At 69.6% G+C, this 26,960-nt stretch carries 22 protein-coding genes and 1 tRNA gene; 12 read left to right on the forward strand and 11 right to left on the reverse strand.

The features are described from left to right. Positions 1-4: 4 nt before the first annotated feature. Positions 5-331 (reverse strand): YerC/YecD family TrpR-related protein, encoded by a 327-nt coding sequence (locus FZ025_RS00305; protein ID WP_046981755.1) that lies wholly within the window; start codon positions 329-331, stop codon positions 5-7. Between the two features lie 180 nt (positions 332-511). Then, complete coding sequence (hisS, locus tag FZ025_RS00310; RefSeq protein WP_046981756.1) at positions 512-1,936, reverse strand: histidine--tRNA ligase; 1,425 nt, start codon at positions 1,934-1,936, stop codon at positions 512-514. Between the two features lie 201 nt (positions 1,937-2,137). Between hisS and FZ025_RS00315 the strand changes: the two genes are divergently transcribed. Next, the gene (locus FZ025_RS00315) at positions 2,138-2,803 is read left to right on the forward strand and encodes a Crp/Fnr family transcriptional regulator (protein WP_386269907.1); all 666 of its coding nucleotides are present in this window, start codon (positions 2,138-2,140) and stop codon (positions 2,801-2,803) included. A 363-nt stretch (positions 2,804-3,166) separates the two neighbouring features. Continuing rightward, positions 3,167-3,487: a hypothetical protein gene (locus FZ025_RS00320; RefSeq protein ID WP_046981758.1), complete on the forward strand. Its 321-nt coding sequence runs from the start codon at positions 3,167-3,169 to the stop codon at positions 3,485-3,487. Between the two features lie 102 nt (positions 3,488-3,589). Here FZ025_RS00320 and thrC read toward each other — a convergent pair whose 3' ends face one another. The 5 genes from thrC to FZ025_RS00345 form a co-directional block, all read right to left on the reverse strand. Further along, on the reverse strand, positions 3,590-4,891 hold the full coding sequence (gene thrC, locus FZ025_RS00325; protein WP_046981759.1) for a threonine synthase: 1,302 nt from the start codon (positions 4,889-4,891) through the stop codon (positions 3,590-3,592). Positions 4,892-5,980: 1,089 nt separating this feature from the next. Next, a complete protein-coding gene (locus FZ025_RS00330; RefSeq protein ID WP_046978639.1) occupies positions 5,981-6,949 on the reverse strand; it encodes a homoserine kinase in 969 nt (322 codons plus the stop codon). Next, on the reverse strand, positions 6,946-9,453 hold the full coding sequence (gene thrA / locus FZ025_RS00335) for a bifunctional aspartate kinase/homoserine dehydrogenase I (protein ID WP_046978640.1): 2,508 nt from the start codon (positions 9,451-9,453) through the stop codon (positions 6,946-6,948). Before thrA ends, FZ025_RS00330 begins: the two co-directional genes overlap by 4 nt. 459 nt (positions 9,454-9,912) lie before the next feature. After that, a complete protein-coding gene (locus FZ025_RS00340) occupies positions 9,913-10,224 on the reverse strand; it encodes a hypothetical protein (RefSeq protein ID WP_046978641.1) in 312 nt (103 codons plus the stop codon). Positions 10,225-10,552: 328 nt separating this feature from the next. Further along, positions 10,553-10,629, reverse strand: a tRNA-Arg gene (locus FZ025_RS00345). A gap of 161 nt (positions 10,630-10,790) precedes the next feature. Between FZ025_RS00345 and amaB the strand changes: the two genes are divergently transcribed. The 7 genes from amaB to FZ025_RS00380 all read left to right on the forward strand — a co-directional run bounded on the left by amaB (position 10,791) and on the right by FZ025_RS00380 (position 17,240). Continuing rightward, positions 10,791-12,323, forward strand: coding sequence for an L-piperidine-6-carboxylate dehydrogenase (gene amaB / locus FZ025_RS00350; protein WP_046978642.1), 1,533 nt, complete (start codon positions 10,791-10,793; stop codon positions 12,321-12,323). 57 nt (positions 12,324-12,380) lie between these two features. After that, complete coding sequence (locus FZ025_RS00355; protein WP_046978643.1) at positions 12,381-12,662, forward strand: DUF4190 domain-containing protein; 282 nt, start codon at positions 12,381-12,383, stop codon at positions 12,660-12,662. Positions 12,663-12,666: 4 nt separating this feature from the next. After that, positions 12,667-13,434: a class I SAM-dependent methyltransferase gene (locus tag FZ025_RS00360; protein WP_046978644.1), complete on the forward strand. Its 768-nt coding sequence runs from the start codon at positions 12,667-12,669 to the stop codon at positions 13,432-13,434. 9 nt (positions 13,435-13,443) lie between these two features. After that, complete coding sequence (locus FZ025_RS00365; RefSeq protein WP_046978645.1) at positions 13,444-14,499, forward strand: quinone-dependent dihydroorotate dehydrogenase; 1,056 nt, start codon at positions 13,444-13,446, stop codon at positions 14,497-14,499. After that, a complete protein-coding gene (murB, locus tag FZ025_RS00370) occupies positions 14,496-15,536 on the forward strand; it encodes a UDP-N-acetylmuramate dehydrogenase (protein ID WP_046978652.1) in 1,041 nt (346 codons plus the stop codon). Before FZ025_RS00365 ends, murB begins: the two co-directional genes overlap by 4 nt. 32 nt (positions 15,537-15,568) lie before the next feature. Beyond that, the gene (locus FZ025_RS00375; protein WP_046978653.1) at positions 15,569-16,438 is read left to right on the forward strand and encodes a DMT family transporter; all 870 of its coding nucleotides are present in this window, start codon (positions 15,569-15,571) and stop codon (positions 16,436-16,438) included. Between the two features lie 112 nt (positions 16,439-16,550). After that, complete coding sequence (locus tag FZ025_RS00380; RefSeq protein ID WP_046978646.1) at positions 16,551-17,240, forward strand: aspartate/glutamate racemase family protein; 690 nt, start codon at positions 16,551-16,553, stop codon at positions 17,238-17,240. Between the two features lie 104 nt (positions 17,241-17,344). Here the strand turns inward: FZ025_RS00380 and FZ025_RS00385 are convergent, their stop codons facing one another. Both FZ025_RS00385 and ispG read right to left on the reverse strand, forming a co-directional pair. Continuing rightward, on the reverse strand, positions 17,345-18,067 hold the full coding sequence (locus FZ025_RS00385; protein WP_046978647.1) for a phosphatase PAP2 family protein: 723 nt from the start codon (positions 18,065-18,067) through the stop codon (positions 17,345-17,347). After that, positions 18,048-19,313 (reverse strand): flavodoxin-dependent (E)-4-hydroxy-3-methylbut-2-enyl-diphosphate synthase, encoded by a 1,266-nt coding sequence (ispG, locus tag FZ025_RS00390; RefSeq protein WP_046978648.1) that lies wholly within the window; start codon positions 19,311-19,313, stop codon positions 18,048-18,050. The genes FZ025_RS00385 and ispG overlap by 20 nt, the downstream gene beginning before the upstream one ends. Positions 19,314-19,439: 126 nt before the next feature. Here ispG and FZ025_RS00395 point away from each other — a divergent pair, with 126 nt between their 5' ends. From FZ025_RS00395 to FZ025_RS00405, 3 genes are all read left to right on the forward strand, one after another. Continuing rightward, positions 19,440-20,663 (forward strand): ATP-binding protein, encoded by a 1,224-nt coding sequence (locus tag FZ025_RS00395; RefSeq protein WP_104558324.1) that lies wholly within the window; start codon positions 19,440-19,442, stop codon positions 20,661-20,663. Then, on the forward strand, positions 20,660-21,238 hold the full coding sequence (locus tag FZ025_RS00400; protein ID WP_046978650.1) for a response regulator transcription factor: 579 nt from the start codon (positions 20,660-20,662) through the stop codon (positions 21,236-21,238). Before FZ025_RS00395 ends, FZ025_RS00400 begins: the two co-directional genes overlap by 4 nt. Before the next feature lie 152 nt (positions 21,239-21,390). Next, positions 21,391-23,178 (forward strand): sensor domain-containing phosphodiesterase, encoded by a 1,788-nt coding sequence (locus FZ025_RS00405; RefSeq protein ID WP_046978651.1) that lies wholly within the window; start codon positions 21,391-21,393, stop codon positions 23,176-23,178. A gap of 296 nt (positions 23,179-23,474) precedes the next feature. On the opposite strand, the gene FZ025_RS00410 is transcribed toward FZ025_RS00405, so the two are convergent. Beyond that, on the reverse strand, positions 23,475-24,605 hold the full coding sequence (locus tag FZ025_RS00410) for a cellulase family glycosylhydrolase (protein WP_104558340.1): 1,131 nt from the start codon (positions 24,603-24,605) through the stop codon (positions 23,475-23,477). Between the two features lie 543 nt (positions 24,606-25,148). Continuing rightward, positions 25,149-26,711: a sodium/sugar symporter gene (locus tag FZ025_RS00415; protein WP_104558325.1), complete on the reverse strand. Its 1,563-nt coding sequence runs from the start codon at positions 26,709-26,711 to the stop codon at positions 25,149-25,151. Positions 26,712-26,960 lie beyond the last annotated feature (249 nt).

The raw sequence follows: 26,960 nt of genomic DNA on the forward strand, positions 1-26,960 counted from the left end.
CATCTCAATGGGAATCGGAGGGGCGCGCCGCTTGCCGGCGCAGCGCCGTGGCATAACCGCCGGCGCCGTATTCCAGGGTCCGCGCGACGCGGCCGATGGTGGTGACGCTGACCTGGGTCAGCTCGTGGATCTCGCGGTACGGCACGCCCTTGAGCAGCAACGGCACCACCCGCCAGCGGTCGGACATCGCCTCCAGCTCGGCCGGCGTGCACAGGTCCTGCAGGAACGCGGCGACCTCCTGCGGCTTGCCCAGGTGGGCCAGGGCGCGCGTCAGCGCCTTGAACGAGGTGTCGCTGTCGCGATCGGGTTGCGTGGCGGGTCGTTGCTTCATTGCGATAATGTAATAGCGTGTTAGTACGTTAGCGCGATTGGATAGGCCGGGTCAAGCCGCGACGTGCGGGCGTTGCGTCGATGTGTTCGATCCCCGATGGGCGCGAGGGCGCCATGCGACCTGTCGCATCGGCCCCGGCGAGCGCGTGCGCGCACCGCCGGGGCCGCGCGGCAGACCCGCTCAAGGCATGACCTTGGCCTGCTCCAGCTCGACCAGCAGCGTGCTGGCCAGTTCGTCGCGGGCGACCTCGAACTGCTGCTCGCGCACCAGGTCCTTGACCGCAACCACGCCGCGCGCCAGTTCGTCGTCGCCGGCCAGCACCACGAAGCGGATGCCGGCCCGCGCGGCGTACTGGAACTGCCTGCCGACCTTCTTCGGCTCCATCTGCACTTCGGTGTTGATGCCGCCGACGCGCAGGCGCCGGGCGATGTCCAGCGCATCGTCCAGCCTGGCCTCGTCCATCAGCGCGACCATCGCCTGCACGCTGCTGGAGGCGATGCCCTCGATCAGCCCGGCCTCGCGCAGCTGCCAGAACAGCCGGGTCAGGCCGATGGAAATGCCCACGCCCGGCAGTTTGGACTTGCTGTACTGGCTGGCCAGGTCCTCGTAGCGCCCGCCCGAGCAGATCGAGCCGATCTGCGGGTAGTCGGTCAGCAAGGTCTCGTAGACGCTGCCGGTGTAGTAGTCCAGGCCGCGGGCGATGGAGAAGTTCAGGCAATACGCGGTTTCCGGCACACCCAGCGCCTTGACCAGGGCCAGCACCTCGCGCAGCTCGGCCACGCCCTCGCGCAGCGTCGCGCTCGATGCGGCCGCCGCGTCCAGCGCGTCCAGCCGCGCCAGCGCGTCGTCGTGGCCGCTGGAGCGCACCGCGACGAAGGCCAGGATCTGCTCGACCTGCTCGGCCGGGATCGCGAAGCCTTCGCCGGCCAGCGTCTCGCGCACGTAGTCGGCGCCGCGCTTGTCCAGCTTGTCGACCTCGCGCAACACCGCCAGCTGGCGCTCGCCCTCGGCCACGCCCAGGCTCTCGAAGAAGCCGCGCATCAGCTTGCGGTTGTTCAACTGCACCGCGAACGCGCCGATGCCCAGCTCGGCGAACACCGCGTGGATCACCGCCAGCACCTCGGCGTCGTAGCGGATGCTCAGCGCGTCCTTGCCGATCACGTCGATGTCGCACTGGTAGAACTCGCGGAAACGGCCGCGCTGGGCGCGCTCGCCGCGGTACACGCGCTGCATCTGGTAGCGGCGGAACGGGAAACTCAACTCGTGCTCGTGCTCGGCCACGTAGCGCGCCAGCGGCACGGTCAGGTCGAAGCGCAGCGCCAGCTCCGGGAGGAATTGTCCCGGCAGCCCACCCTCGCCGCTGCCCTCGCCCGCGGCCGCGGCATTGGCCAGCGCGCCGGTGGACTGCACGAAGTACACCTGGCGCTCGGTCTCCCCGCCGGACTTGGTCAGCAGCACGTCGGACAGTTCGAACACCGGCGTCTCCACCGGCAGGAACCCGAACCGCTCGTAGTTGCGGCGGATGACGTCCAGCATGCGCTGGAACGCGATCTGCTCACGCGGCAGCAATTCCATGATGCCGGGCGGCGTACGGGGCTTGATCACGTGCAAAACTCCTGCGATTCTGGGGACGAGCGGACACCAATTCTAGCCGTAGCGACTGCTGGCGGCCGCATCGTCGTATCATTCCCAGGTGCCGATGCCGATGCCACGTTCATGACCAGGTCTCCTCCCGGATTCGCCCTGCCCTACGCCGAGCCCGCCGCCGTGCAGGATCGGCGCGCGAGCGAATGCCTGCATTGCGCGGTGCGCCACCTGGCGATCTGTTCGGCGCTGGCCTGCGACGAGATACAGGCGCTGGAGCGGGTGACGACCTCGCAGCCCTATGCCGCCGGTGCCACCGTGGCGCGTACCGGCGAAGCGCGGCAAGCGGTCTATACGGTCACCTCCGGCACGCTGCGGCTGGTGCGCACGCTGGCCGACGGCCGCCGCCAGGTGGCCGGCTTCGTGCTGCCGGGCGACTACGTGGGACTCAGCGCATCGGCCAGGCATCGCCACGACATCGAGGCGATCACCGACAGCCGCGTGTGCCGGGTGCCGGTGGTGCAGATGCAGCAGTTGCGCAGCCAGTACCCGCAACTGGAGCGCAAGCTGCTGCAGCGCGCCTGCCTGGAGCTGGACGCGGCGCAGGACGCGGCGCTGGCACTGGCGCGGCTGCAGCCGGCCGAGAAGCTGGCCGACTTCCTGCTCAAGCTCGCCGCCCGCGCCGCGCGCCAGGGCGACCCCGACAACAAGGTGACCTTGCCGATGGGCCGCGGCGACATCGCCGACCATCTCGGCCTGACCATGGAAACGGTCAGCCGCACCTTCACCAAGCTGCGCCAGCAGGGCCTGATCGCGCTGCCGCAGCTGCACGTGGTCGAGATCCGCGACTTCGCCGCGCTGCACCGGCTGGCCTCCGACGAGGATTGACCCGGGCCGGCGACGGCGATTTTTTCGCCAGCCCGCGTCTACGCCCTGCCCCACCGCGGCCGCGCGGACTTATCCACAGGTTCCCGGGGCAACGCTCCACATGCGCTGTGGACAACCGCCTCCACGCCCGCCGGCGAACGCCATCGGGCCACGACGCCGGCCGGTTGCCGCGTGGCGTGTCGCCCGGACCGGGCGCCACAGGCCGGCACTCAGGATCGGCGCAAACCGGCGCCTGCCGGCGCATCCTTAGAATGCTTCAGGCCACGGCCACGCCTTGCCACCCGCCCCGGCATAGACTTGCGCCCGCGATGCACCTGCGGCGCCGCCGCGGTGCCGGAGGGGGGAACCAACGGGAGGGCAACCATGTTCGTCGCCATTGATGTGCCGCACGACCCCCGCGCCTGCGTGATGCTGGATCGCGAAAGAGAACTGGCCTTCTGGAAGGCGCACTTCGCCCAGGCTCCGTTCCATCAGCCCGGGCATGCGTTCACCGACTACGAGCCGGCCCTGAAACTGGCCTACGACGCCTACCTGAAGTACCACGGCCAGCGCGTCGAGGACGTGGCCCCGCAGTTGCGCGACGTGTTCCTGCGCGACCATCCGCGCTCGCGCCTGGACTGGTTGCAGGTCCGCAGCGTGGTGCAGGCCGCCTGGCTGCGGCTGCAGCCGCAGGACCAGGGCTGAACCTGCGCGCCTGAACCACGCGCCGCCGTGCGTTCGGAGCGCAGGCGGCGGCGCGGCGGCCGCCAATGGCAGCGGCGGCCGGGCGCGACTGCGGCCGCCTGCCTACCCAGCCAGCAGGCGCGCGCGCAGCGTCGCGTAGTCCGGCGCGATCGGCTCGGCGTGCGCCGGCCGCAGCAACAAGGCGGCCAACGCCGGCGGTACCGGCACCGGCTGGCCGATCAACGGCTCCACCACCGCCTCGAACTTGGCCGGATGCGCGGTCGCCGCCACCGCCCAATCGCCGGCATCGGCCTCGGCGCCCTCGGCACGGATCTGCTGCAACACGTGCAGCGCGGTCGCGGTATGCGGGCAATGCACCTCGCCGTAGCGGCGGAAGCGCTCGCCGATCAGCTGGCGGATCTGCGCATCGTCCACCGAATAGGACTGGAACTGCGCGCGCAGCGCGGCATCGTCGCCGCGGTACAGCCAGCGCAGGCGCTCGAAATTGCTCGGCGCGCCGACGTCCATGGCATTGGCGACGGTGGCCACGCTGGGCTGCGGCGCGTAGTCGGCGCCGGCGAAATAATCCGGCAGCACGTGGTTGGCGTTGGTGGCCAGCACGATGCGGCCCAGCGGCACGCCCAGCCCGCGCGCCAGGATCGCCGCCAGCGCATTGCCAAGGTTGCCGGTCGGCACCACCAGGTTCAGCGCCTGCGCATGCGCGGCGTAATGGACCAGTGCGCTGTGCGCGTAATAGCTCATCTGCGGCAGCAGCCGGCCCAGGCTGATGCTGTTGGCCGAACTCAGCGGTGCCTGCACCTGCAGGTCGACATCGTTCAAGGCCTGCTTGACCAGCGCCTGGCAGTCGTCGAACGAGCCGGCCACGCGCAGCGCCTGGATGTTGTCGCCGAAGCAGCCGAGCTGGTGCGCCTGCCGCGGCGACACGCGCCCGTCCGGATACAGCACGACCACGCGCAGGCCGGGCTGGCGATGGAAGGCGGCGGCGACCGCGGCGCCGGTATCGCCGGAGGTGGCGACCAGGATGGTCAGCGGCGTGGCGGCGTCGCGGCGCAGGCGGGCCAGGCAGGCGGCGAGGAAGCGCGCGCCGAAGTCCTTGAACGCGGCGGTCGGCCCATGGAACAGCTCCAGCGCGTGGTCGCCGGGCGTGGCCAGCGCTTGCAGCGGCGCGTCGAAATCGAAGGCCTCGGCGCAGATCGCCGGCAATTCGGCAGCGAGTGCGTCGCCGTCGAAGAACGGCGCCAGCAGGGTCGCTGCGGTCTCGGCCAGGCTGGCGCCAGGACGCAGTTCGCGCGCCGGCGGCATGCACTCGGGCACGTACAGCCCGCCATCGGGCGCGAGGCCGGCGGCGATGGCCTGGCTGAGGGTGGCGGCGGGCGCGGCATTACGGGTGGAAATGAAGTTCATGGTTGATCCATAGCAGTTAAGAATTCGACCGCACTGTCGCTGTTGCTCTAGCTGTTGCTCTAGCTGTTGCTCTAGCTGTTGCTCTAGCTGTTGCTCTAGCTGTTGCTCTAGCTGTTGCTCTAGCTGTTGCTCTAGCTGTTGCTCTAGCTGTTGCTCTAGCTGTTGCTCTAGCTGTTGCTGTTGCTCTTGCTGTTGCTCTTGCTGTTGCTCTTGCTGTTGCTCTTGCTGTTGCTCTTGCTGTTGCTCTAGCTGTTGCTGTTGCTCTTGCTCTTGCTGTTGCTCTTGCTGTTGCTCTAGCTGTTGCTGTTGCTCTTGCTGTTGCTGTTGCTGTTGCTGTTGCTGTTGCTCTTGCTGTTGCTCTTGCTGTTGCTCTAGCTGTTGCTGTTGCTCTTGCTGTTGCTGTTGCTGTTGCTGTTGCTCTTGCTGTTGCTGTTGCTCTTGCTGTTGCTCTTGCTGTTGCTGTTGCTCTAGCTGTTGCTGTTGCCGTTTTCGCTTTTGTCCCCCGTTGAGGGCCGGCGAGCGCGCCGGGTAAAACCCCGCAGGGGCGGTGCGCAGGATGCGCACCGTTTTCGGCAGGCACATGGATGTGCCTTCCGAAAATTCCCGGTGTGCTCGCGGACCCCGCGCATGCGCGGGGCGGCCCGGTCCGGGGGCGGTTTTCTTTTGCTTACTTTTCTTTGGGCGTCCAAAGAAAAGTAAGTCGCGCATCGCGCGAAAGCTCTTGATCCTGCTCTGCTTCTGCTTCTAACAGCAAAGCAAATGCAACAGCGAACTGCAAAAGAAAAAGCAAAAGCTTTCGCGCAGTGCGCGAGTCACTTTTCTTTGCTTGTGCAAAGAAAAGTAACCAAAAGAAACACACCCCCGGGCGGCACGCCCGCGCTACGCGCGGGTCCGCAAGCAGGATGGGAATTTTCGGAAGGCACATCCATGTGCCTGCCGAAAACGACGCGCATCCTGCGCGTCGCCCCCTGCGGGGGTTGTACCCATCCTGCTTGCCGTGCCTCACGGGGGATAACGGCAAAAAAGCAACGGCAACGGCAACGGCAACACAGCAACAGCAACAGCAACAGCAACAGCAACAGCAAAAAATTACAGCAGCTTCGCGCCTGGGGAGTTCAGCGGCGACACCCAGCTCTGGCTGTCGAAGCCGGCTGCCGCGAACGCCGCCTGCACCGCCGGCGCGGCCGCCTCGGCCGACGCGCGCGTCGGGAACCAGGCGAACACGCTGGGGCCGGCACCGGAAATGCTCGCGCCCATCGCCCCCGCCGCCAGCGCGGCTTCCTTGGCCGCATCGAAACCGACGATCAACGGCGCACGCCGCGGCTCGATCAGCACGTCGCGCAGCCCCGCGCGCACCAGCGCCTCGTCGCCGGCATGGCAGCCCGCCAGCACCAGCGCCAGATTCGAACTCTGCGCCACGAACTCGCCCAGCCCGTAGTCGCCGGCCAGCGCCGCGCGCGCACGGCGCGTCTCCAGCACCGCGTCCGGATGCACCAGCAGGCTGTGCCAGGCCGCCGGCACCGGCACCGTCACCATCCGCTGCAGCGTGGACAGCACCAGCCCGCCCAGGAACATCGGGCCGAGGTTGTCGCCATGGCGGCTGCCGCTGGCCACCGCCTCGCCCTCCAGCGAATACAGATAAAGCTGCTCGCGCGACAACGGCGCATCCAGCAACGCATTGGCCGCCACCAGCGCCGCCACGCACGAGGCGGCCGAACCGCCCATGCCGGAGCTGAGCGGGATGCCCTTGTCGATCTCGATCTCGAACCCGAACGGCAGCGCCAGCGCCTCGCGCAGCGCGATCAGCGCCGCGCCGGCGGTGTTGCGCGCCGCCTCCAGCGGCAACGCCACCGTGGTGCCGCGGATCGCGGCGATACGCACCTCCGCCGCATCGATGCGGCGCACCGTCACCGTGTCGCCGACGCCCTGCACCGCATAGCCGAGCAGGTCGAAGCCCACCGCCACGTTGGCCACCGAGGCCGGCGCGAAGGCGCGCGCCTCGCGCGGCACGGCGCGGGCAGCGGAATGCGGCGCCAGCGACGTCTGCGCCTGGCTCACAGCCGCGCGCCCTCGCCCGCCGCCACCCGCAGCAGGTCGGCGAACACGCCAGCGGCGGTGACTTCCGGACCGGCACCGGGCCCCTGCACCACCAACGGATTGTCGCAATAGCGACGCGTGGTGAACTGCACCACGTTGTCGGTCAGACGCAGGTTGGCGAAGGCGTGTTCGGCCGGCAGTTCCACCAGGCCGACGCTGGGCGCACGGTCCGGCGCCAGCTGCGCCACGTAGCGCAACACGCAGCCGCGCGCCTTGGCCGCCTGCAGGCGCTGCGCGAACGCCGCATCCACTTCGTGCAGCCGCGCCATGAAATCCTCGACGCTGGCCTGGCGCAGCGCCTCCGGCACCAGGCTCTCCACCGCCACGTCCTCCAGGCTCAGCTCGCGCCCGGCCTCGCGCGCCAGGATCACCAGCTTGCGCGCCACGTCGGTGCCGGACAGGTCGTCGCGCGGATCCGGCTCGGTATAGCCCATGCCGCGCGCGTCGGTGACCAGTTGCGAGAACGGCACGCTGCCGTCGTACTTGTTGAACAGCCAGGCCAGGGTGCCGGAGAAGATGCCCTCGATCGCGGTGACTTCGTCCCCGGTATCGACCAGATCGCGCAGTGTGGTGATCACCGGCAGGCCGGCGCCGACCGTGGCCTCGTAGCGGAAACGCGCACCGCTGCTCTCGGCGGCGGCACGGATCGCATGGAAGCGCGCCAGCGGCCCGGCGCCGGCCTGTTTGTTCGGGGTGACCACATGGATGCCGGCGGCGAGCCAGTCCGCATAGCGGTCGGCGACGTTGGCGCTGCCGCTGCAATCGATGATGACCGCATGCGGCAGGTGCGCCGACAGCAGGTGCGCGGTGAACGCGTCCAGGTCGGTGGGCTGCGGGCCGCTGGCGAAGGCCTGCCGCCAGTCGCCGACGATCGCGCGGGTTTCCAGGCGCATCGCGCTGCGCGAGGCGATCGCGCGCAGGCGCAGGTCGAGGTTGGCCTTGGCCAGCAGCTGCGGCTGCGCCACGCGCAGCTGGTCGAGCAGCGCCGCGCCGACGTTGCCCGGGCCGATCACCCCGACCGAAAAGGTCTGCGGCGACAGCCAGAACCCGGCGTGCGCGGCACGCAGCGCCTTGGTCGCGTGCGCGCTGTCGATCGCCACCGAGATGTTGCGTTCCGACGAACCCTGCGCGATCGCCAGGATGTTGACCTGCGCGCGACCCAGCGACTCGAACAGGCGCGCGGCCACGCCCGGCTGCCCGGCCATGCCGTCGCCGACCGCGGCCAGCACGCTGATCCCGGTGGTCAGCTGCACCCGCTGCACCTGCCCGACCACCAGTTCGTGCGCGAACGCCGACAGCAGCGCGTCGCGCGCGCGCTCGCATTCGTTCTGCCGCACCACGCAGCAGATCGAATGCTCCGAGGAACCCTGCGAGATCATCACCACCGACACCCGCGCATTGCGCAACGCGGCGAACACGCGCTCGGCGGTGCCGGGCACGCCGATCAGGCCGGTGCCTTCGAGGTTGAGCACGGCCAGGTCCGGACTCAGGGTCAGGCCCTTGATCGGGCCGCTGCTGGCGCTGCTGGCGGTGATGCGGGTGCCCGGATGTTCGGGCTGGAAGGTGTTGCGGATGATGATCGGCAGGCCGCGCTCGATCGCCGGCGACATGGTCTGCGGATGCACCACCTTGGCGCCGAAATAGGCCAGCTCGCAGGCCTCGTCGTAGCTCAGCGTTTCCAGCTGCACCGCTTCGGGCACCACCCGCGGATCGGCCGAGAGCACGCCGTCCACGTCGGTCCAGATATGCAGTTCGTCGGCGTCGAACAAGGCGGCGAAGATCGCGCCGGAGTAGTCGCTGCCGTTGCGGCCGAGCGTGGTGATGCGGCCGGCGCGGTCGCGGGCGACGAAGCCGGTGACCACGACGCGCTGCTGCGGATGCTGCGCGCGCCAGTCCGCCAGGCGCAGCGCGCTGGCCTCCCAGTCCACGTCCACGCCCAGTTCGCCGCGGTCCACCACCAGCACCTCGCGCGCGTCCAGCACCGCGCAGTCCTCGCCCAGCGCGCGCAGGTGTTCGCCGAGCAGTTGCGCCGAATACACCTCGCCCAGGCCCTGCACCCGATCCAGCACCTCGCGCGGCAGCTCGCCGATCACCGCCAGCGCGCCGAGGATTTCGGCCAGATGCTCGAAGCGCGCATCCAGCCATTCCACCGTGGCGCCGGCGTGCTCGCCGAGCAGCGACACCGCCGCGGCGCGGTGCCGCGCGCGGGTCTCGTGCCAGCGTTCGCGCCAGTCGCTGTTCTCGCTGGCAGCCAGTTCGGCCAGCCCGATCAGCGCATCGGTGACCCCCTTCATCGCCGAGACCACGGTGATCTGCAAGGTTTCCGGGCGCGCCAGCAGCAGCTGCGCGACATGGCGATAGCATTCGGCGTCGGCCACCGAGGTGCCGCCGAACTTGTGGACGACGGTGCGCGCGGCGAGCGCGGAGTCTGCAGCGGGAGCGAAAGCGACAGCGGGGGACGGCATGGGAGACCTCGGAGTGGAGGCCCCGCTCGCATCAGGCCGACGGGTTCCCCCGCATCCTGATCCGGGTGCGGGGCCGTGGGTTTCGACAGTTACGCGAAAACGACGGGCCGCACCGGGCGAATGGTGTGGGTGGTAATACCGGTGGTAATGCCCGCGCAAGGCGCCGCCGCGCGCCGCCGTGCGGGCGGAGCGAGACAGATGGCGAGGGCGAAGGCGTGGGGCATGGCGGCAAGGGGACATCATGCGCCGGGGTGCTGTCAAGCGCCGCATGCGGCCCGGCCGCACAGACGCTGCGGCCGGGCCGATAGGTTGCAAAAGTTACTATCGGCGCCGCACCCAGGATCGCGCGCCATCGGCCGAAGCCGCTGGTGGCGCCGCTGCCGCCGCAAGCGCATGCCGAGTCGCCTCGCGCATGCGCCGCGGATCGCACGCAGATCCTGCTCCTGTGTGCGCTACCGGTCAGTGCTGCGGTTTGTCGGTGGTCGGCTGGTCGCTGGTCGGCTGCTGTTGCGGATCGCTGGGGGGCTGCTGCGGATCGCTGGCCGGCGGCGTGCCCTGGCTTGCGTCGCTGCCCGCCGCCGCATCGCCGGTGGTGCCTGCGGCCGGTGCGGCGCTTGCGTCCTGACCGGCGGCCGGGGCCGTGCTGCCATCGGTGGCGGCGGGCGGCGTCGCTGCGTTCTGTTCCTGCGCGGGCTGGTCGCCGTCGCGGTGGCAGGCGACCAAGGCGGCCAGGACCGAACCGATCAATGCGACTTTCAATGTTCTGCTCATGGGTGACTCCTGCTTCGGCATTCGTACCGTGGTGAGTGGGTGCGGCCGCGCTCGTGCGACCGGATGAACGAGCCCGCATCTGGAACGCCGCCGCTGGCGCGTACGCGATCTGGACCAACAGCGGCAAGCGCGGTAACGACGGCGTTCCTGCATTGGCGGACTGGCACAGGCTAGGCAATACGGCGCTCAGATGGCGTCGGCATAGGGTGTAGATCGCGTTATTCGCAGTGGCGGCATACGCGCGCGCATGCATCGATGGCGGCGCTGCCGATGGCGTGCGCAGCGAACGGCGGCAGCGACCGCACCGGCTGCGCGATTGCCACTGCGGTGGTGACCCCGGCGCGATTCGAACGCACGACCTGTCCCTTAGGAGGGGACCGCTCTATCCAGCTGAGCTACGGGGCCTTGGCCGGCGCATTGTCGCACGATCGCCGCGCTTGCCAAGCCCGGCGCGGCGCGCGGCGGCGGCGGCCGGGCCCCTCCGGTCTGCTAAAATCGGCGGCTAATCGCGTCCCGCGCCCCCGCCTGCGGTCGCCTTCCCTGTCGCAACGAACCCAGGAGATTCCATGTCCGCTGACCTGCTCAAGGCGCTCGGCCTGACCGCGTCCAATTCCGGCACCTACCTCGGCAACGGCGAGTGGTCCGCGGCCACCGGCGCCGGCGTGCTGCAGCCGCTGAACCCGTCCAGCAACGCGGTGATCGCGCAGGTGCAGGCGACCACCGCGCAGGACTACGAGACCGTGGTCGCCCGCGCCCAGGCCGCGTTCAAGCTGTGGCGCACCGCCCCGGCGCCGCGCCGCGGCGAGGCGGTACGCCTGTGCGGCGAAGCGCTGCGCAGGCACAAGGACGCGCTGGGCTCGCTGGTCGCTCTGGAAATGGGCAAGAGCAAGCCCGAAGGCGACGGCGAAGTGCAGGAGATGATCGACATCGCCGATTTCGCGGTCGGCCAGAGCCGCATGCTGTACGGCTACACGCTGCATTCCGAGCGTCCCGGCCACCGCATGTACGAGCAGTACCAGCCGCTGGGCCTGGTCGGCATCATCAGCGCGTTCAACTTCCCGGTCGCGGTGTGGGCGTGGAACGCCTTCCTGGCCGCGATCTGCGGCGACATCTGCCTGTGGAAGCCGTCCAACAAGACCCCGCTGACCGCGATCGCGTCGATGAAGATCTGCAACGACGCGCTGCGCGACGCCGGCTTCCCGGACATCTTCTTCCTGATCAACGATGCCGGCACCGCGCTGGCCGAGCGTCTGGTCGAGGACACCCGCATCCCGCTGATCAGCTTCACCGGCTCGACCCAGGTCGGGCGCGAGGTCGCACAGAAGTGCGCGCGGCGCCTGGGCCGCTGCCTGCTGGAGCTGGGCGGCAACAACGCGATCATCCTCGACGAGAGCGCCGACCTGAAGCTGGCGATCCCCGGCATCGTGTTCGGCGCGGTCGGCACCGCCGGCCAGCGCTGCACCACCACGCGCCGGCTGATCGTGCACGCCTCCATCTACGACACCGTGCTGGCGACGCTGCTCAAGGCCTACAAGCAGGTCGAAGGCAAGATCGGCGACCCCACCGACCCGGCCAACCTGATGGGGCCGCTGAACAGCCGCGGCGCGGTCGAGCAGTTCCTGGCCTCGATCGAGAAGGCCAAGGCCGCCGGCGGCACCGTCGAGACCGGCGGCACCGCGCTGGACCGTCCCGGCAACTTCGTGCTGCCGGCGATCGTCACCGGCCTGCACAACGGCGACGAGGTGGTGCAGCACGAAACCTTCGCGCCGATCCTGTACGTGATGAAGTACAGCAGCCTGGACGAGGCCATCGAGCTGCAGAACGGCGTGCCGCAAGGCCTGTCCTCGTCGATCTTCACCCAGAACCTGAAGGCGGCGGAAAAGTTCCTGTCGGCGGCCGGCAGCGACTGCGGCATCGCCAACGTCAACATCGGCACCTCCGGTGCGGAGATCGGCGGCGCGTTCGGCGGCGAGAAGGACACCGGCGGCGGCCGCGAATCCGGTTCGGACGCCTGGAAGGTGTACATGCGCCGGCAGACCAACACGATCAACTACTCCGACTCGCTGCCGCTGGCGCAGGGCATCAAGTTCGATCTTTGACACAATGCGCGCAGCATTCTGCCGCACGATCCACCATTGCCTCCAGGAGTCCGGCCGATGAGCAACGTCCGTGAAACCAATTCCCTCGCCGTGGTCAGCCTGGTCGCCGGCATCCTCGGCTGGACCCTGATGCCGGTGCTGGGCAGCCTCGGCGCGATCGTCACCGGACACCTGGCGCGCGCCGAAATCCGCCGCCAGCCGCAACGCTTCCAGGGCGACGGGCTGGCGCTCGGCGGGCTGATCCTGGGCTGGGCCGCGGTGATCGTCGCGGTCCTGTCGGTGCTGGCGTTCGTGCTGTTCTTCGGCGGGCTGGCCTGGTTCGCCAGCACCCAGGCCTGAGCCGATGGACGCCTCCGCTCCGCGCGAACGCTTCAGCGACCGCGTCGCCGACTACGTCCGCTACCGCCCCGACTATCCGCCGGCGCTGCTCGACTGGGTGCACGGGGAACTCGGCGTAGCACGCGCTGCGCAGGTCGCCGACATCGGTGCCGGCACCGGCATTTCCACCCGCATGTTCCTGCGGGCCGGGCATCCGACGCTGGCGGTGGAGCCGAATGCGGCGATGCGCGCGGCCGCCGAAACGCTGCTGCACGACCTGCCCGGCTTCGCTGCCGTGGACGGCAGCGCCGAGGCCACCACCCTGCCCGCGGCCAGCGTCGACCTGATCAGCGCCGCGCAGGCCTTCCACTGGTTCGACCTGGAAGCTGTGCGCCGCGAATGGGCGCGGGTGCTGCGCCCCGGCGGGCTGGCGCTGGTGTACTGGAACTCGCGGCTGCTGGAAGGCACGCCGTTCCTGCACGACTACGAGCAGCTGTTGCTCGATTACGGCACCGACTACAGCGCGGTGGCCGAGCGCTACCACGACGATGCGACCATGCAGCGCTGGTTCGGCGCCGGGCTGCGCGGCACGGCCCAGTTCCCGAACGTGCAGAAGCTGGACTACGACGGCTTGCGCGGACGCCTGCTGTCCTCCTCGTATGCGCCGCTGGCCGGGCATCCGCGCCACGAGGCGATGCTGGCCGCGCTGCGTGCGCTGTTCGATCGCCATCAGCTGGATGGCCTGGTCGATGTCCATTACCGTACCCGTGCTTTCGCCGGCACGTTGAACTGAGCGGTGCCCATGTATTCCCTCGCCCGCCCGTTCCTGTTCGCCTTCGACGCCGAGCGCGCCCACGCGCTGGGCCTGCGCGCGATCGAGATGGCCTACCGCACCGGCACCAATCCGCTGCTGGCCAGGGCGATCGCGCCGATGCCCACGCGCGCCTTCGGCCTGGAGTTCCCCAACCCGGTCGGGCTGGCCGCGGGCCTGGACAAGAACGGCGAGCACATCGATGCGCTGCTGGCGCTGGGCTTCGGCTTCGTCGAGATCGGCACCATCACCCCGCGCCCGCAGCAGGGCAATCCGAAGCCACGCATGTTCCGGCTGCCGCGCGAGCAGGCGGTGATCAACCGCATGGGCTTCAACAACCTCGGCGTGGACGCGCTGGTGCGCAACGTCGAACGCGCGCGCCGCCGCCACGGCCTGCTCGGCATCAACATCGGCAAGAACAAGGACACGCCGAACCAGGACGCCGCGTCGGACTATCTGCATTGCCTGGAAAAGGTCTACGCGCTGGCCGACTACGTGACCGTCAACATTTCCTCGCCGAACACCGCCGGCCTGCGCGAGCTGCAGGAGGAACAGGCGTTGCGGCAACTGGTGTCGCAATTGCGCGAGGCGCAGGAAGCGCTGGCCGCGCGCCATGGCAAGCGCGTGCCGATGCTGGTCAAGGTCGCGCCGGATCTGAGCGACAGCGACATCGACGCGGCGGCGCGGGTGCTGTCGGACCTGCAGGTGGACGGGGTCGTCGCCACCAACACCACCGTCGCCCGTCCCGGCCTGGAGCGCAACGCGCTGGGCGCCGAAGCGGGCGGCCTGTCCGGCGCGCCGCTACTGGGCCAATCCACGCTGGTGCTGCGGCGGCTGCGTGCGCGCCTGCCCGAGGCGATCCCGTTGATCGGGGTCGGCGGCATCCTGTCCGGCGCCGATGCGGTGGCGAAGATGGCCGCCGGTGCGGCGCTGGTGCAGTGCTACAGCGGGCTGGTGTTCCGCGGCCCGGCGCTGATCGGCGAATGCGTCGAGGCGATGCGCCGGCGCCGCGAAGCGCCCAGCCGCGGCGCGGTCGCCGCGCTATGAGCAACGCCTGGTCGCTGACCGCGAATGCGCCGCTGCAGGCGCTGAACACCTTCCATGTCGCCGCGCAGGCGCCGTGGCTGCTGCAGATCTTCGCTCCCGAAGCGCTGCCCGAGGCGCTGCTGGCGCCGCAGCTGGCCGGCGCGGCGCTGCTGCCGCTGGGCGGCGGCAGCAACATGCTGTTCGCCGGCGACGCGCCCGGCGTGGTGCTGGCCTTCGCCAACCGCAGCATCGACACGCTCGAACACCGCGCCGACTACGCCATCGTGCGCGCCGGCGCCGGCGTGGGCTGGCACGAACTGGTGCTGTGGTCGCTGGCGCAGGGCCTGTCGGGCCTGGAGAACCTGGCGCTGATCCCGGGCACGGTCGGCGCCGCGCCGATCCAGAACATCGGCGCCTACGGCGCGCAGGTCGGCGAGTTCGTGCACGTGGTCGAGGCCTACGATCGCGCCGATGCGCGCTTCGTGCGGCTGGACGCGGCCGCCTGCGAGTTCGGCTACCGCGACAGCCTGTTCAAGCGCCAGCCCGACCGTTATCTGATCGCCGCGGTGGAATTCAACCTGCCGCGGCTGCATGCGCTGCGCCTGGACTACGCCGGCATCGGCGAGGAACTGGAGGCGCTCGGCATCGCCATGCCCGGCGCGCCCGACGTGGCGCAGGCGGTGATCAACATCCGCCGCCGCAAGCTGCCCGACCCGGACCTGCTCGGCAACGCCGGCAGCTTCTTCAAGAATCCGCTGCTGCCGGCCGAACAGGCGCAGGCGCTGCAGCACGCGTCCCCGGCGCTGCCGGTGTTCCCCGGCGACGGCGAGGAGCAGCGCAAGCTGTCGGCGGCATGGCTGATCGAGGCCTGCGGCTGGAAAGGCCATCGCGACGGCGACGCCGGCGTGTCCGCGGCGCACGCGCTGGTGCTGGTCAATCACGGCCAGGCCAGCGGCGCAGAGCTGCTGGCATTGGCACGGCGCATCTCGGCCTCGGTGCTGGAGCGCTTCGGCGTACTCCTGGAGCCGGAACCGCGCATCGTCGGCGCGCACTGGTGAACCAAACCGTCTCGCTGCGCGCGGCCGCGCTGATGCTGGCCAGCACGCTGTCGTTCGGGCTGATGGTGGTGGCGATCCGGCTGGCCTCCGCGCACCTGGCCACGGTGCAGATCGCCTTCTTCCGCAACCTGTTCGGCCTGCTGTTCCTGCTGCCAATGCTGCTGCGCCCCGGCCAGCCGCTGCCGCGTACCGCGCAGCTGCCGCGCTATCTGCTGCGCACCGCGATCGGCCTGGTGTCGATGCTGGCCGGATTCTGGGCGATCGGCCACCTGCCGCTGTCGCAGGCGATCGCGCTGTCCTATTCCACGCCGCTGTTCGTGGCCCTGGCCGCGGCGTTCTGGCTGGGCGAGAACGTGCGCCTGCGGCGCTGGATGGCGGTGCTGTGCGGCTTCGTCGGCGTGCTGATCATCCTGCGCCCCGGCGCGGCCACGTTCAGCGCCGGCACCCTGGTCGCGCTGCTGGCGGCGGTGATGGGCGCGCTGGTGGCGATCCAGATCAAGCAACTGGCGCGGGTGGATGCGGCCAACACCGTGGTGTTCTACACCTACGCGTTCTGGGTGCCGATGTCGCTGCTGCCGGCCTTGTTCGCCTGGACCTGGCCGCACGGCATCGACTGGCTGTGGCTGCTGGCCACCGGCCTGTTCGGCACCCTGGGACAACTGCTGTGGACGCGCGCGCTGCGCATCGGCGAAGTCTCGGCGCTGACCCCGATCAGCTTCATGCAGTTGCCGCTGGTGACCGTGTTCGGCTGGTGGCTGTTCGACGAGGCGCCCGACCGCTGGACCGCGCTCGGCGCGCTGATCATCCTCGGCGCCAACGCCTACATCGCCCACCGCGAGGCGCTGCTGGCGCGGCGCGCGGCCAGCGCAGCGGCCACCGCGGCGGCCACGCCGGGCCAGTGAGCGCGCCTGCCCGGCCATGCCGGCATGGCGCTCGCGCACCGCGCACGAACCGGCGACACTACGCGATCATCGACGCTCGCACCCGGCGAGCGGTCCAAGCGTGGAGGACGGCATGAAGACCATCGGCCTGATCGGCGGCATGAGCTGGGAATCCACCCTGCCCTACTACCGGCACATCAACGAGACGGTCCGCGCGCAGCTGGGCGGGCTGCATTCGGCCAGGCTGCTGCTGTACAGCGTGGACTTCCACGCGATCGAGCAGCTGCAGCAGGCCGGCGACTGGGACGCGGCCGGCGCGGCGATGGCGGCCGCGGCGCGTGCGTTGCAGGCCGGCGGCGCCGATTTCCTGGTGCTGTGCACGAACACCATGCACCGCGTCGCCGACGCGATCGCCGCGGCGGTGCCGCTGCCGCTGCTGCATATCGCCGACGCCACCGCCGATGCGTTGCAGGCGGCCGGGGTGACCCGGGTCGGGCTGCTCGGCACCCGCTTCACGATGGAACAGGACTTCTACCGCGAGCGGCTGCAGCGGCGCGGCTTCCAGGTGCTGGTGCCGGATCCTCAGGAGCGCGAACAGGTGCACCGCATCATCTACGACGAACTGTGCCAGGGCGTGATCCGCGACGCCTCGCGGGCGCGCTACCGCGAGGTGATCGCGGCGCTGCAGGCGCGAGGCGCCGAGGCGGTGATCCTGGGCTGCACCGAGATCGCGCTGCTGGTCGGCGCCGCCGACGCGCAGCTGCCGCTGTTCGATACCGCCGCGCTGCATGCGCGCGCGGCGGCGCTGCACAGCCTGGCATAGCGCGCCGCGGCGCACTGGCGGCATGTGCGAGGGACTTCAGTCCCGACGAGGCCTCGCCGGTAATGGATCAGGACCGAAGTCCCTCCCCCACCGCGTGAGCGAACTCAACCGGCATCGGCCGCCGCAGGGCGCCGATGTCGCCAGCGCGGACGCCGTTCGCCGCGGAACATCAGCAGGTACAGCCCGAGCACCCAGACCAGCGCCGCGCACCAGCCGCCAAGGATGTCGGAGGGGTAATGCACGCCCAGGTAGATCCGCGACACGCCGACCAGCAGCGCGAATACGCTGGCCAGCAGCAGCACCGGCCAGCGCCAGCGGGTGCGCCAGGCCAGCGCGATCAGCACCGCGGCCAGGGTCATCGAGCCCATCGCGTGGCCGCTGGGGAAACTGAAGGTGTGCTCCGGCGCGATCGACTCCCACAGGCTGGGCCGGTCGCGCTGGAAGAACTGCTTGGCGCCCATGTTCAACAGCGCCGAGCCGACGAACGAGAACCCGGCGAACATGGCCTCGCGCCAGCGCCGCAGGCCCAGCAACAGCAGCACGATCAGCGTGTCCAGCGGGATCACCCCGTACTGGTAGCCGGCCTCGGTGACGACGCTGAAGAACCGGTCCCCGCCCGGCGAGGCCAGCGCGCGCATGCTCCACAGCAGCGGCTCGTCGAAGTAGACGTTCTCCAGTTCGTGGACCTCGTCGGCCAGCGCCGCGAATACGCCCAGCGGCAGCAACACGCCGGCGAACAGCAGGCCGATGCGCCAGGCGTTGCGGCGCAACCAATGACGCACGCCGGCGGCGCGCTCGGCCGGGGTCTCACCCGGCGCGGCGGACATACTTGGTTTCGACGTACTGGTCGATCAGCGCGACGAACTCGTGGGCGATGTTCTCGCCACGCAGGGTGACGGTCTTTTCGCCATCGACGAACACCGGCGCCGACGGCGCCTCGCCGGTGCCTGGCAGCGAGATGCCGATGTTGGCATGGCGCGATTCGCCCGGGCCGTTGACCACGCAGCCCATCACCGCCAGGGTCATGTTCTCGGCGCCGGGATGGCTCACCTTCCACTCCGGCATCTTCGCGCGGACGTGGTTCTGCACCACCTTGGCCAGTTCCTGGAAGAACTCGGAGGTGGTGCGGCCGCAGCCCGGGCAGGCGGTGACCAGCGGGGTGAAGGCGCGCTGGCCGGTGGTCTGCAGCAGTTCCTGGGCGACGATCACCTCCTGCGTGCGCGACTGGCCCGGCTCGGGCGTCAGCGAGATGCGGATGGTGTCGCCGATGCCTTCCTGCATCAGCACCGCCAGCGCCGCGCTGGAGGCGACGATGCCCTTGCTGCCGATGCCGGCCTCGGTCAGGCCCAGGTGCAGCGCGAAATCCGAGCGCTGCGCCAGGTCGCGGTATACCGCGATCAATTCCTGCACGCCGCTGACCTTGCAGCTGAGCACGATGCGGTCGCGGCCCAGGCCCAGTTCCACCGCGCGCTCGGCCGAATCCAGCGCCGAGCGGATCAGCGCCTCGCGCAGCACGCGGCCGGCATCCCACGGCGTCTCGCGGCGCGAATTCTCATCCATCAGCTGCGCCGCCAGGGCCTGGTCCAGCGAGCCCCAGTTGGCGCCGATGCGCACCGGCTTGTCGTACTGCAGCGCGAACGCGATCAGCTGCGCGAACTGGGTGTCCTTCTTCTTGCCGAAGCCGACGTTGCCGGGGTTGATCCGGTACTTGGCCAGCGCCTGCGCACAGGCCGGTTCGGCGGCCAGCAGCTGGTGTCCGTTGTAATGGAAGTCGCCGATCAGCGGCACCTCGATGCCCATCATCCGCAGCTTGTCGACGATACGCGGGATCGCCGCGGCCGACTCGGCGTTGTTGACGGTCAGCCGCACCAGCTCCGAACCGGCGCGCCACAACTCGGCGACCTGCTTGACCGAGGAGGCCACGTCGGCGGTGTCGGTGTTGGTCATCGACTGCACCACGATCGGCTTGCCGCCGCCCACGACGACACCTCCGACGCGGACCGGCTGGGTGGAACGGCGCGCCCAGGGCGCGGCGTCGGAGGGGGGGGTGGGTCGGCTGACGGCGTCGTACATGCGCGCATTTTAGCGTGTGCGGGCATCCGCGCCCCACCCCACGGCACTGCCGGGTTCAGCGGCGCGCCGGGCACTGCGACGGTTTGTCGCAGACAGCCGCGCGCGCCAGCGCATACGATGCGCGCCATGAACTCCACCGACGCCTCGTTCCTGCGCACCCTGTGCAGCCTGCGCTGGCTGGCCACCGCCGGGCAGGCGGCGACGATCCTGGTCGCGACCTGGGCGATGCGCTTGCCATTGCCGCAGGCGCCGCTGTGGTCGGGCGTGGCCGCGCTGGCCCTGTTCAACCTGTATGCGCAGCTGCGCCTGCGCCATGCCGACTCCACGGCGCCGGCCACCGCCTTCGGCCACATCCTGGTCGACGTGACCGTACTGACCTGGATGGTCGGCTGGAGCGGCGGCATCGGCAACGCCTTCGGCTCGCTGTTCCTGGTGCTGATCGCGCTGGCCGCGCTGGCCCTGCCGCTGCGCTGGGCGCTGGCGGTGGCGGTGGCCTGCGTGGCCGGCTACGCGGTCAGCGCGCTGTTCGGCCTGCCGCTGCCGCGCGGCCCGCACCAGGCCTTGGACCTGCAGCGCTGGGGCATGGCCGCCAACTTCCTGCTGTCGACCATCGTGGTGCTGGTGTTCTCCACCCGCCTGGCGCTGGCGCTGCGCGAACGCGAACGCGAGCTGGCGCTGCTGCGCGAGCGCTTCACCCGCAACGAGGGCATCGTCGCCCTGGCCACCCATGCCGCCTCGGTCGCGCACGAGCTGAACACGCCGCTGGCGACGATGACCCTGCTCACCGACGACATCGTCGAGCAGAGCGAACAGCCGGAACTGCGCGAGGACCTGGAAACCCTGCGCGAACTGCTGGTGCAGTGCCGCGAACGGGTGCTGGCGCTGGCCGCACCGGCGCAGCGCGCCGGCGGCGGCACGGTGGCGCTGGCGCACGTGCTGCACCAGTGGCAACTGGTGCGCCCGACCGTGCAGCTGCGCCGCAACGACGACGCGCCGCTGCAGCTGCGCCTGGAGAGCGCGATCGGCCACCTGCTGCAGGTGCTGCTGAACAACGCCGCCGATGCCGGCGAACGCGCCGGCCATCCGCAGGTGGACCTGAGCGTGCGGGTCACCGGCAGCGAACTGGTCGGCGAGGTCCGCGACTACGGCGGCGGCTTCGACGCCAACCAGGTCGCGCTGCCGGCGACCCTGTTCCGCAGCGGCAAGCCCGACAGCATGGGCGTGGGCCTGGCGCTGTCGCATGCCACCATCGAACGCCTGGGCGGCGAACTGTGGACCCAGCCGGCGCCGGACCATGGCGCGCGGGTCGGTTTCCGCCTGCCGCTGCTCGCCCTGGAGACGCCCGCATGAGCACCGATGCCCCGCTGGGCCTGCTGGTCGACGACGACCCGCTATACCTGCGCACCCTGCAACGCACCCTCGCCCGCCGCGGGCTGGAGACGCTGACCGCCGACAGCGGCGCCGCGGCGCTGGCGCTGGCCACGGCGACGCCGCCGGACTACGCGTTGATCGACCTCAAGCTCGGCGACGAATCCGGCCTGGCCCTGATCCAGCCGCTGCGCGCGATCCGCGCCGACATGCGCATCCTGCTGGTCACCGGCTACGCCAGCATCGCCACCGCGGTGGAGGCGATCAAGCTCGGCGCCGACGACTACCTGCCCAAGCCGGCCACGGTGCAGATGATCCTGCGCGCGTTGAGCCTGGAGGCGGAGAGTGCGGACGACGACGACGGCATCGAACTGCCGGACGCGATGACCCCGCTGAGCCGACTGCAGTGGGAGCACATCCAGCAAGCCATGCACGAGACCGGCGGCAACGTCTCGGCGGCCGCGCGCCTGCTCGGCATGCACCGCCGCTCGCTGCAACGCAAGCTGGCCAAGCGCCCCAGTCCGCAGCCCGGCCCGCAGCGCAACCCGCCGCGCTGAGCGGGCTTGGGCGGCGCGTCGGACGCCGCGTCCGACGCCGCGATTGCATCGGCGTCCACATCGCCTTCACTTCCCCGACCTGAAGCTGTTCGCCTCGTGCGCATTTCGCCGCCAGCGGTTCAAGTCGTCTTGCCGCGCGCCGCTAACCTGGCATGACGCCATCCTCTCCCCCGCCGCTGCCCGACGAACCGAAGAGGCTGGCCACCCTGCGCCAGCTGTGCCTGCTCGACACCCCGCCCGACCGCGCCTTCGACCTGATCACCCAGCTGGCCGCGCGCACCCTGCGCACGCCGATCGCGCTGGTTTCGCTGTTCGACGAGCAGCGCCAGTGGTTCAAGTCCCGGGTCGGCCTGGAGGCGGCGCAGACGCCGCGCAGCCAGGCCTTCTGCGCGCATGCGATCCACAGCCCCGAGCTGCTGGTGGTGGCCGATGCGCGGCAGGATCCGCGCTTTCGCGACAACCCGCTGGTCACCGGGCCGCCGTTCATCCGCTTCTACGCCGGCGCGCCGTTGCTGCTGGCTGACGGCACCGGCCTGGGCACGCTGTGCGTGATCGACAGCGAACCGCGCAGCGAATTCGATGCGCCATCGCGGCAGACCCTGCAGCAACTGCGCGACCTGCTGCTGCTGCGGATCGAGACCCTGCGCAACACCGGCTTCGTCGATGCGCTGACTGGCCTGCCCAACCGCAGCCGCTTCAACGAAGACCTGACCATGTGGCTGTCGCTGCAGAGCGCGGACCAGCACGACACCGGCGTGGCAATCGACGTCTGCGGCAGCGAGTACTTCCGCGACATGGTCAAGGCCCTGGGCTGGGAATACGCCGAGGGCTACCTGCTGGCCACCCGCGACCGCCTGCTGCAAGCCCTGGACGGGCGACCGGCCTACCGCATCGACACCACCAGTTTCGCCTTCGTGGTGGAGGGCAACGACCCGGCGCAGCTGGCGCAGCGCTGCGAGCGCGTGTGCAGCGCCTTCGCCGAGGCGATCGACCACCAGAGCATTCCGCACGCCGCGACGCCGTCGATCGGCGCGGTGCGCCTGGACGGCGCGTTGAGCGCCAACCATACGCTGCGCTCGCTGACCACCGCGGTGGACATGGCGCGCCAGCGCGGCCTGCCATGGAGCCTGTACGAGCGCAGCCACGACGCCAGCCAGCGCAACGCGTTCCGCATCCTGGCCGCGTTGCCGGAGGCGCTGAGCGCACGCGAGCAGCTGAGCCTGCACTACCAGCCGCGGGTCAGCCTGCGCAGCGGCGAATGCGTCGGCGTGGAGGCGCTGCTGCGCTGGCAGCATCCGCTGCTCGGCAGCGTCGCGCCCAACGAATTCATCCCGCTGGCGGAAAAGACCGCGCTGATGAGCCGGGTCACCGCCTGGGTGCTGCAGGCCGGCATCGCCCAGGCCGCGCTGTGGCAGCAGCAGGGGCGTCGCTTCAGCGTCTCGCTGAACGTGTCGGCGGTGGATCTGGAACAGGCCGACTTCATCGCCACGCTGCGCGAGCTGCTGGCGCGGCATGCGCTGGAACCGGGCCGCATCGAGATCGAGTTCACCGAAAGCGCGATGATCCGGCATCCGCAGCGCGTGGCCGAACAGCTGCAGGAGATCAGCGCGCTGGGGGTGAAGATCGCCATCGACGACTTCGGCAGCGGCTACAGCAACCTCAGCTACCTCAAGCGCATCCCCGCCAACGCGCTGAAGATCGACCAGTCCTTCATCCGCTCGCTGCCGGGCAGCCGCAAGGACTGCATGATCGTGCCGTCGATGATCCGGCTCGGCCACGATTTCGGCCAGCAGGTGGTGGCCGAAGGCATCGAGACCGAGGCGGCCTACGCCATGCTGTGCGCGTGGGGCTGCGACGAGGGCCAGGGCTACTGGATCGCGCGGCCGATGCCGGCGGCGGCGCTGGACGCCTGGCTGGCCATGCCGTGGCGCCCACGCTGACGCGCATAGCGCCCACCCGGCCCCGCTCCGTGCGACGGGATCGCCCACCACGCGCGGCGGCTGCCGCTAGCGGCCGTTCCCTTCTCCCCACGGGAGAAGGTGGCCCGCAGGGCCGGATGAGGGTACGGGCGCAGCCTCGTGCATCCCTACTCAGCCGAGACGCTTTCGCGCCGGACCCTCACCCCAACCCCTCTCCCGAGGGGGAGAGGGGCTAGGAGTCCGTCGGACTTGACCTGGCCGGGCTGCAAATCCGTCCGTGCGGGTTCCCGCCTCGACCAGCCAAGTCCGACAGACTCCTAGCCGGCGTCCAGCACCACACAGCTGCGCTGGTTTTCCCAGCCCCAGCCATCGCCGTCCGGATCGGACGCGACAGCGCTGCAACAGACCGGATAACCGTTGCTGCTGCCGCAGCCCAGAGCGGCGGCGGTGCTGGCGGTGGTCACGGCGGCGAACACCGATGCGCGCCGTGCGGTCATCAAGATGCCATTGCTGCTCTCCAACAGAATCGTTCCCCAGCGGCTCAGGCGGTTACTGTTCCAGTCCAGGACGACATCCAGCGAGCGCGTACTGGCATCGTTGCCCGACCACGACCAGCCCATATAGCCGATACCATAGGCCTGCGCGCGCGCCATGATCGCGCCTTCGTCGACCGCTGCGCCCTTGTGGTCGGCGGCAAACTCGCCGACCACCAACGTCAGATTCTGGTCGCGAAAACGCCGCATGTAGGCATCCACCTTCGCGGCGGTGGAGAACACCTCGTACATGTGCACGCTGAACATCACGTTCTTGCGCGGATCCTTGGCAAGCAGCACCGCGGCGTTGTCGCGCATGTAGAACCGCCAGTCCTGGCCCCAGTTCGGCGCATCCACCATCAACGCGTTGGCGAGGCCGGCATTGCGCATCTTCTTGATCGCCGCGGCATGGCCATTGACCCATTCGCTGGGGGTAAACCGGTTGCCGAACGGTTCGTTGCCGATGTTGACGATGACGTAATCTTCCTGGCCGATCAGCGCATTGCGGATGCTCACCCAGTAGTCGGCGGCATTGTTCAGCGAGGCGGCCGCGCCATCCTCGCCGTAGCCGGTGGTGTCGTGCACTTCCAGCACCGCGATCAGGCCTGCCCGCTTGCAGCGCGCGATGATATCGGCCACCTGCGACAACGGCGTGCGTTTCCAGCGCGCACCGGAACTGAGCACCACACGCACGCTGTTGGCGCCTTCGCCGGCAATGGCGTCGATCGTGGCAAGGCTGCGGTCCGGATACCACGCATGCGGCAGGTTGACCCCGCGCAGCACCAGTGGCGTGCCGTTGCCTTCCTTGAGCTGCGCCCCTGAAACGTGGATTCCGGCGACCGCACTACCGGCGACAGCCATTCCCCCGGCACACAACAACAGCATGGCGGCCAGCAGACGCCGTATGGACTTCATGACGCGTATCTCCCCGTTGGACGGCAGGTCCTCCCCAGGACCGAAGCAAAGCCAGACCGTCGTGCAACAAGGAACTGCATGGCGAAAAATCCACCAGCATGAACGACCTGCCCCCTGCGTGCGATGCAGGCAAGGAGCCTGCAAGGACGTCGAGTCCGATTCTCACGAGCAATCGGCATCAATGGAGCGGTGTACGTCACGCTCTATGGATATTCCTGCCTATGCGCCTGGGCGCCGGCGCAATTCGCAATGAGCGTCACGGTTTTCGGGCACTGCAGCCGGCGCTGGCAGCGAGAGCACACATCCTGTGGCCGCCATCGTCCGCGGCGCAGCCGCGCATTGCGCAAACTCGCCAGTGGTGCGACCTATTCGGGAACCGACGCCGGCAACGCTGCCGTGCGCTTGCGCGAACGCGGGCATGCCACGCCTGTCCTGCGCGCACGGCGGCAGCGTCCAGTCGCGGCGCACTGTCTGCCGATCGCGCGACGACCATCGTCCGGCACGCGCGCCATCGTCACTGTCGCGCGAGCCCCGCGCGCGGTCTCACCAGAATGCGGCATACAGCGCGATCAGGATCGCAAGCACGCCCAGCGCACCGACCTTGAAGCTGATCGAAGTGGCGTAAGCCACATCGTCGGTGCGGATCGTGTCGCGCGCTGGCGCCGGGGGCGTCGCCAGCGACACCACGATCGCCAGCAGCAACGACAGCACGAATACCAGCCCGATCCGGTCCATGAACGGCAGCGCCGGCCACAGTATCTTGAGCGCGAACGACAGCACCACCGACCCGATCGCCGCGGTCAGCGCGCCGGCTTCGTTGGCGCGCTTCCAGAACAGCCCGAGCATGAAGATCACCACCACGCCCGGGGTGAAGAAGCCGGTGAATTCCTGGATGAACTGGAAGCCCTGGTCGAAGTTGCCCAGCAACGGCCGCGCGGTGAGGATGCCGATCAGCACCGACGCCACCGCGGCGATGCGGCCCACCCGCACGAGGTGCTTCTGTTCGGTCTGCGGGCGGAACTTGGCGTAGAAGTCCAGGGTGAAGATCGTCGCCACCGAATTGATCTTCGACGCCAGCGAGGCCACGATCGCCGCCACCAGCGCGGCGAACACCAGGCCGAGCACGCCGCTGGGCAGCAACTGCATCATGGTCGGATAGGCCTGGTCGGGCTTGGCCAGATCCGGCGCCAGCACCACCGCGGCGATGCCCGGCACCACGATCACCAACGGCATCAGCAGCTTCAGGAACGCGGCGAACACGATGCCCTTCTGCGCCTCGCCGAGGTTTTTTGCGGCCAGCGCGCGCTGGATGATGTACTGGTTGAAGCCCCAGTAGCTGATGTTCATCACCCACAGCCCGCCCAGCAGCACGCTCAGGCCCGGCAGGTCCTTGTAGAACGGGTTGTCCTTGGACAGGATCATGTGGAAGTGTTCCGGATGCGCATTCCACAGATGCTTGAAGCCGGCCAGCATGCCGGCACCGTCGCCGATGCGCGACAGCGTCAGCCCGGCGACCAGCAGCCCGCCCAGCACCAGCAAGGTGACCTGCACGATGTCGGTCAGCGCCACCGCCTTGAGCCCGCCGTACAGCTGGTAGACCAGCGCGAACACGCCGATCAGGGCCAGCGCCAGGGACTGATCCATGCCGGTGACCTGGCTCACTGCGATCGAGCCCAGCCACAGGATCGAGGTCAGGTTGACGAACACGTACAGCAGCAGCCAGAACACGGCCATCAACGTGCGGATCCACTTGCCGTAACGCTGCTCCAGGAACTGCGGCATGGTGTAGATGCCGTTGCGCAGGAAGATCGGCAGGAAGAACTTGCCGACGATCAGCAGGGTCAGCGCCGCCATCCATTCGTAGGACGCGATCGCCAGGCCGATCGCATAGCCGGAACCGGCCATGCCGATGATCTGCTCGGCGGAGATGTTGGCCGCGATCAGCGATGCGCCGATCGCCCACCACGGCAGGGTCTTGCCGGCCAGGAAGTAGTCCTCGGCGCTCTTGCTGTGCCCGGCCTTTTCCCGCGATACCCACTGCGCGAGCACGAAGATGCCCGTCAGGTAGACCAATACGATCGCAATATCCAATGTCGCCAGACCCACTGCACTTCTCCCACGGGCCGCGGCCCTTTCGCCTGTGTATCGATGAACCCGTCCCGCCGGGACAGGGATGACTTGCGCCTGATTGGCGCCGACCTTCGGCAATCAGGCGCTGGAGACAAACCCGCTTCGGAGGGCGGGCTGTTGCGGGAGGGACTTCAGCCGCGACCAGCTTTGCCGGCCTACCGTCGGCGCTGAAGCCCCTCCCACAGGGGATTGCTGAGGGTTCGTACAAATCGGATGCTTGAATGC

The organism is Xanthomonas hyacinthi, from assembly GCF_009769165.1.
Lineage (GTDB): Bacteria > Pseudomonadota > Gammaproteobacteria > Xanthomonadales > Xanthomonadaceae > Xanthomonas_A > Xanthomonas_A hyacinthi.

Excerpts from the sequence above, each read along its gene's own strand:
- FZ025_RS00305 (WP_046981755.1), bottom strand. The coding sequence starts at position 331 with ATGAAGCAACGACCCGCCACGCAACCCGATCGCGACAGCGACACCTCG.
- FZ025_RS00320 (WP_046981758.1), top strand. The coding sequence starts at position 3,167 with ATGTTCGTCGCCATTGATGTGCCGCACGACCCCCGCGCCTGCGTGATG.
- thrC (WP_046981759.1), bottom strand. The coding sequence starts at position 4,891 with ATGAACTTCATTTCCACCCGTAATGCCGCGCCCGCCGCCACCCTCAGC.
- thrA (WP_046978640.1), bottom strand. The coding sequence starts at position 9,453 with ATGCCGTCCCCCGCTGTCGCTTTCGCTCCCGCTGCAGACTCCGCGCTC.
- FZ025_RS00340 (WP_046978641.1), bottom strand. The coding sequence starts at position 10,224 with ATGAGCAGAACATTGAAAGTCGCATTGATCGGTTCGGTCCTGGCCGCC.
- amaB (WP_046978642.1), top strand. The coding sequence starts at position 10,791 with ATGTCCGCTGACCTGCTCAAGGCGCTCGGCCTGACCGCGTCCAATTCC.
- FZ025_RS00355 (WP_046978643.1), top strand. The coding sequence starts at position 12,381 with ATGAGCAACGTCCGTGAAACCAATTCCCTCGCCGTGGTCAGCCTGGTC.
- FZ025_RS00360 (WP_046978644.1), top strand. The coding sequence starts at position 12,667 with ATGGACGCCTCCGCTCCGCGCGAACGCTTCAGCGACCGCGTCGCCGAC.
- FZ025_RS00365 (WP_046978645.1), top strand. The coding sequence starts at position 13,444 with ATGTATTCCCTCGCCCGCCCGTTCCTGTTCGCCTTCGACGCCGAGCGC.
- murB (WP_046978652.1), top strand. The coding sequence starts at position 14,496 with ATGAGCAACGCCTGGTCGCTGACCGCGAATGCGCCGCTGCAGGCGCTG.
- FZ025_RS00375 (WP_046978653.1), top strand. The coding sequence starts at position 15,569 with ATGCTGGCCAGCACGCTGTCGTTCGGGCTGATGGTGGTGGCGATCCGG.
- FZ025_RS00380 (WP_046978646.1), top strand. The coding sequence starts at position 16,551 with ATGAAGACCATCGGCCTGATCGGCGGCATGAGCTGGGAATCCACCCTG.
- FZ025_RS00385 (WP_046978647.1), bottom strand. The coding sequence starts at position 18,067 with ATGTCCGCCGCGCCGGGTGAGACCCCGGCCGAGCGCGCCGCCGGCGTG.
- ispG (WP_046978648.1), bottom strand. The coding sequence starts at position 19,313 with ATGTACGACGCCGTCAGCCGACCCACCCCCCCCTCCGACGCCGCGCCC.
- FZ025_RS00395 (WP_104558324.1), top strand. The coding sequence starts at position 19,440 with ATGAACTCCACCGACGCCTCGTTCCTGCGCACCCTGTGCAGCCTGCGC.
- FZ025_RS00400 (WP_046978650.1), top strand. The coding sequence starts at position 20,660 with ATGAGCACCGATGCCCCGCTGGGCCTGCTGGTCGACGACGACCCGCTA.
- FZ025_RS00405 (WP_046978651.1), top strand. The coding sequence starts at position 21,391 with ATGACGCCATCCTCTCCCCCGCCGCTGCCCGACGAACCGAAGAGGCTG.
- FZ025_RS00410 (WP_104558340.1), bottom strand. The coding sequence starts at position 24,605 with ATGAAGTCCATACGGCGTCTGCTGGCCGCCATGCTGTTGTTGTGTGCC.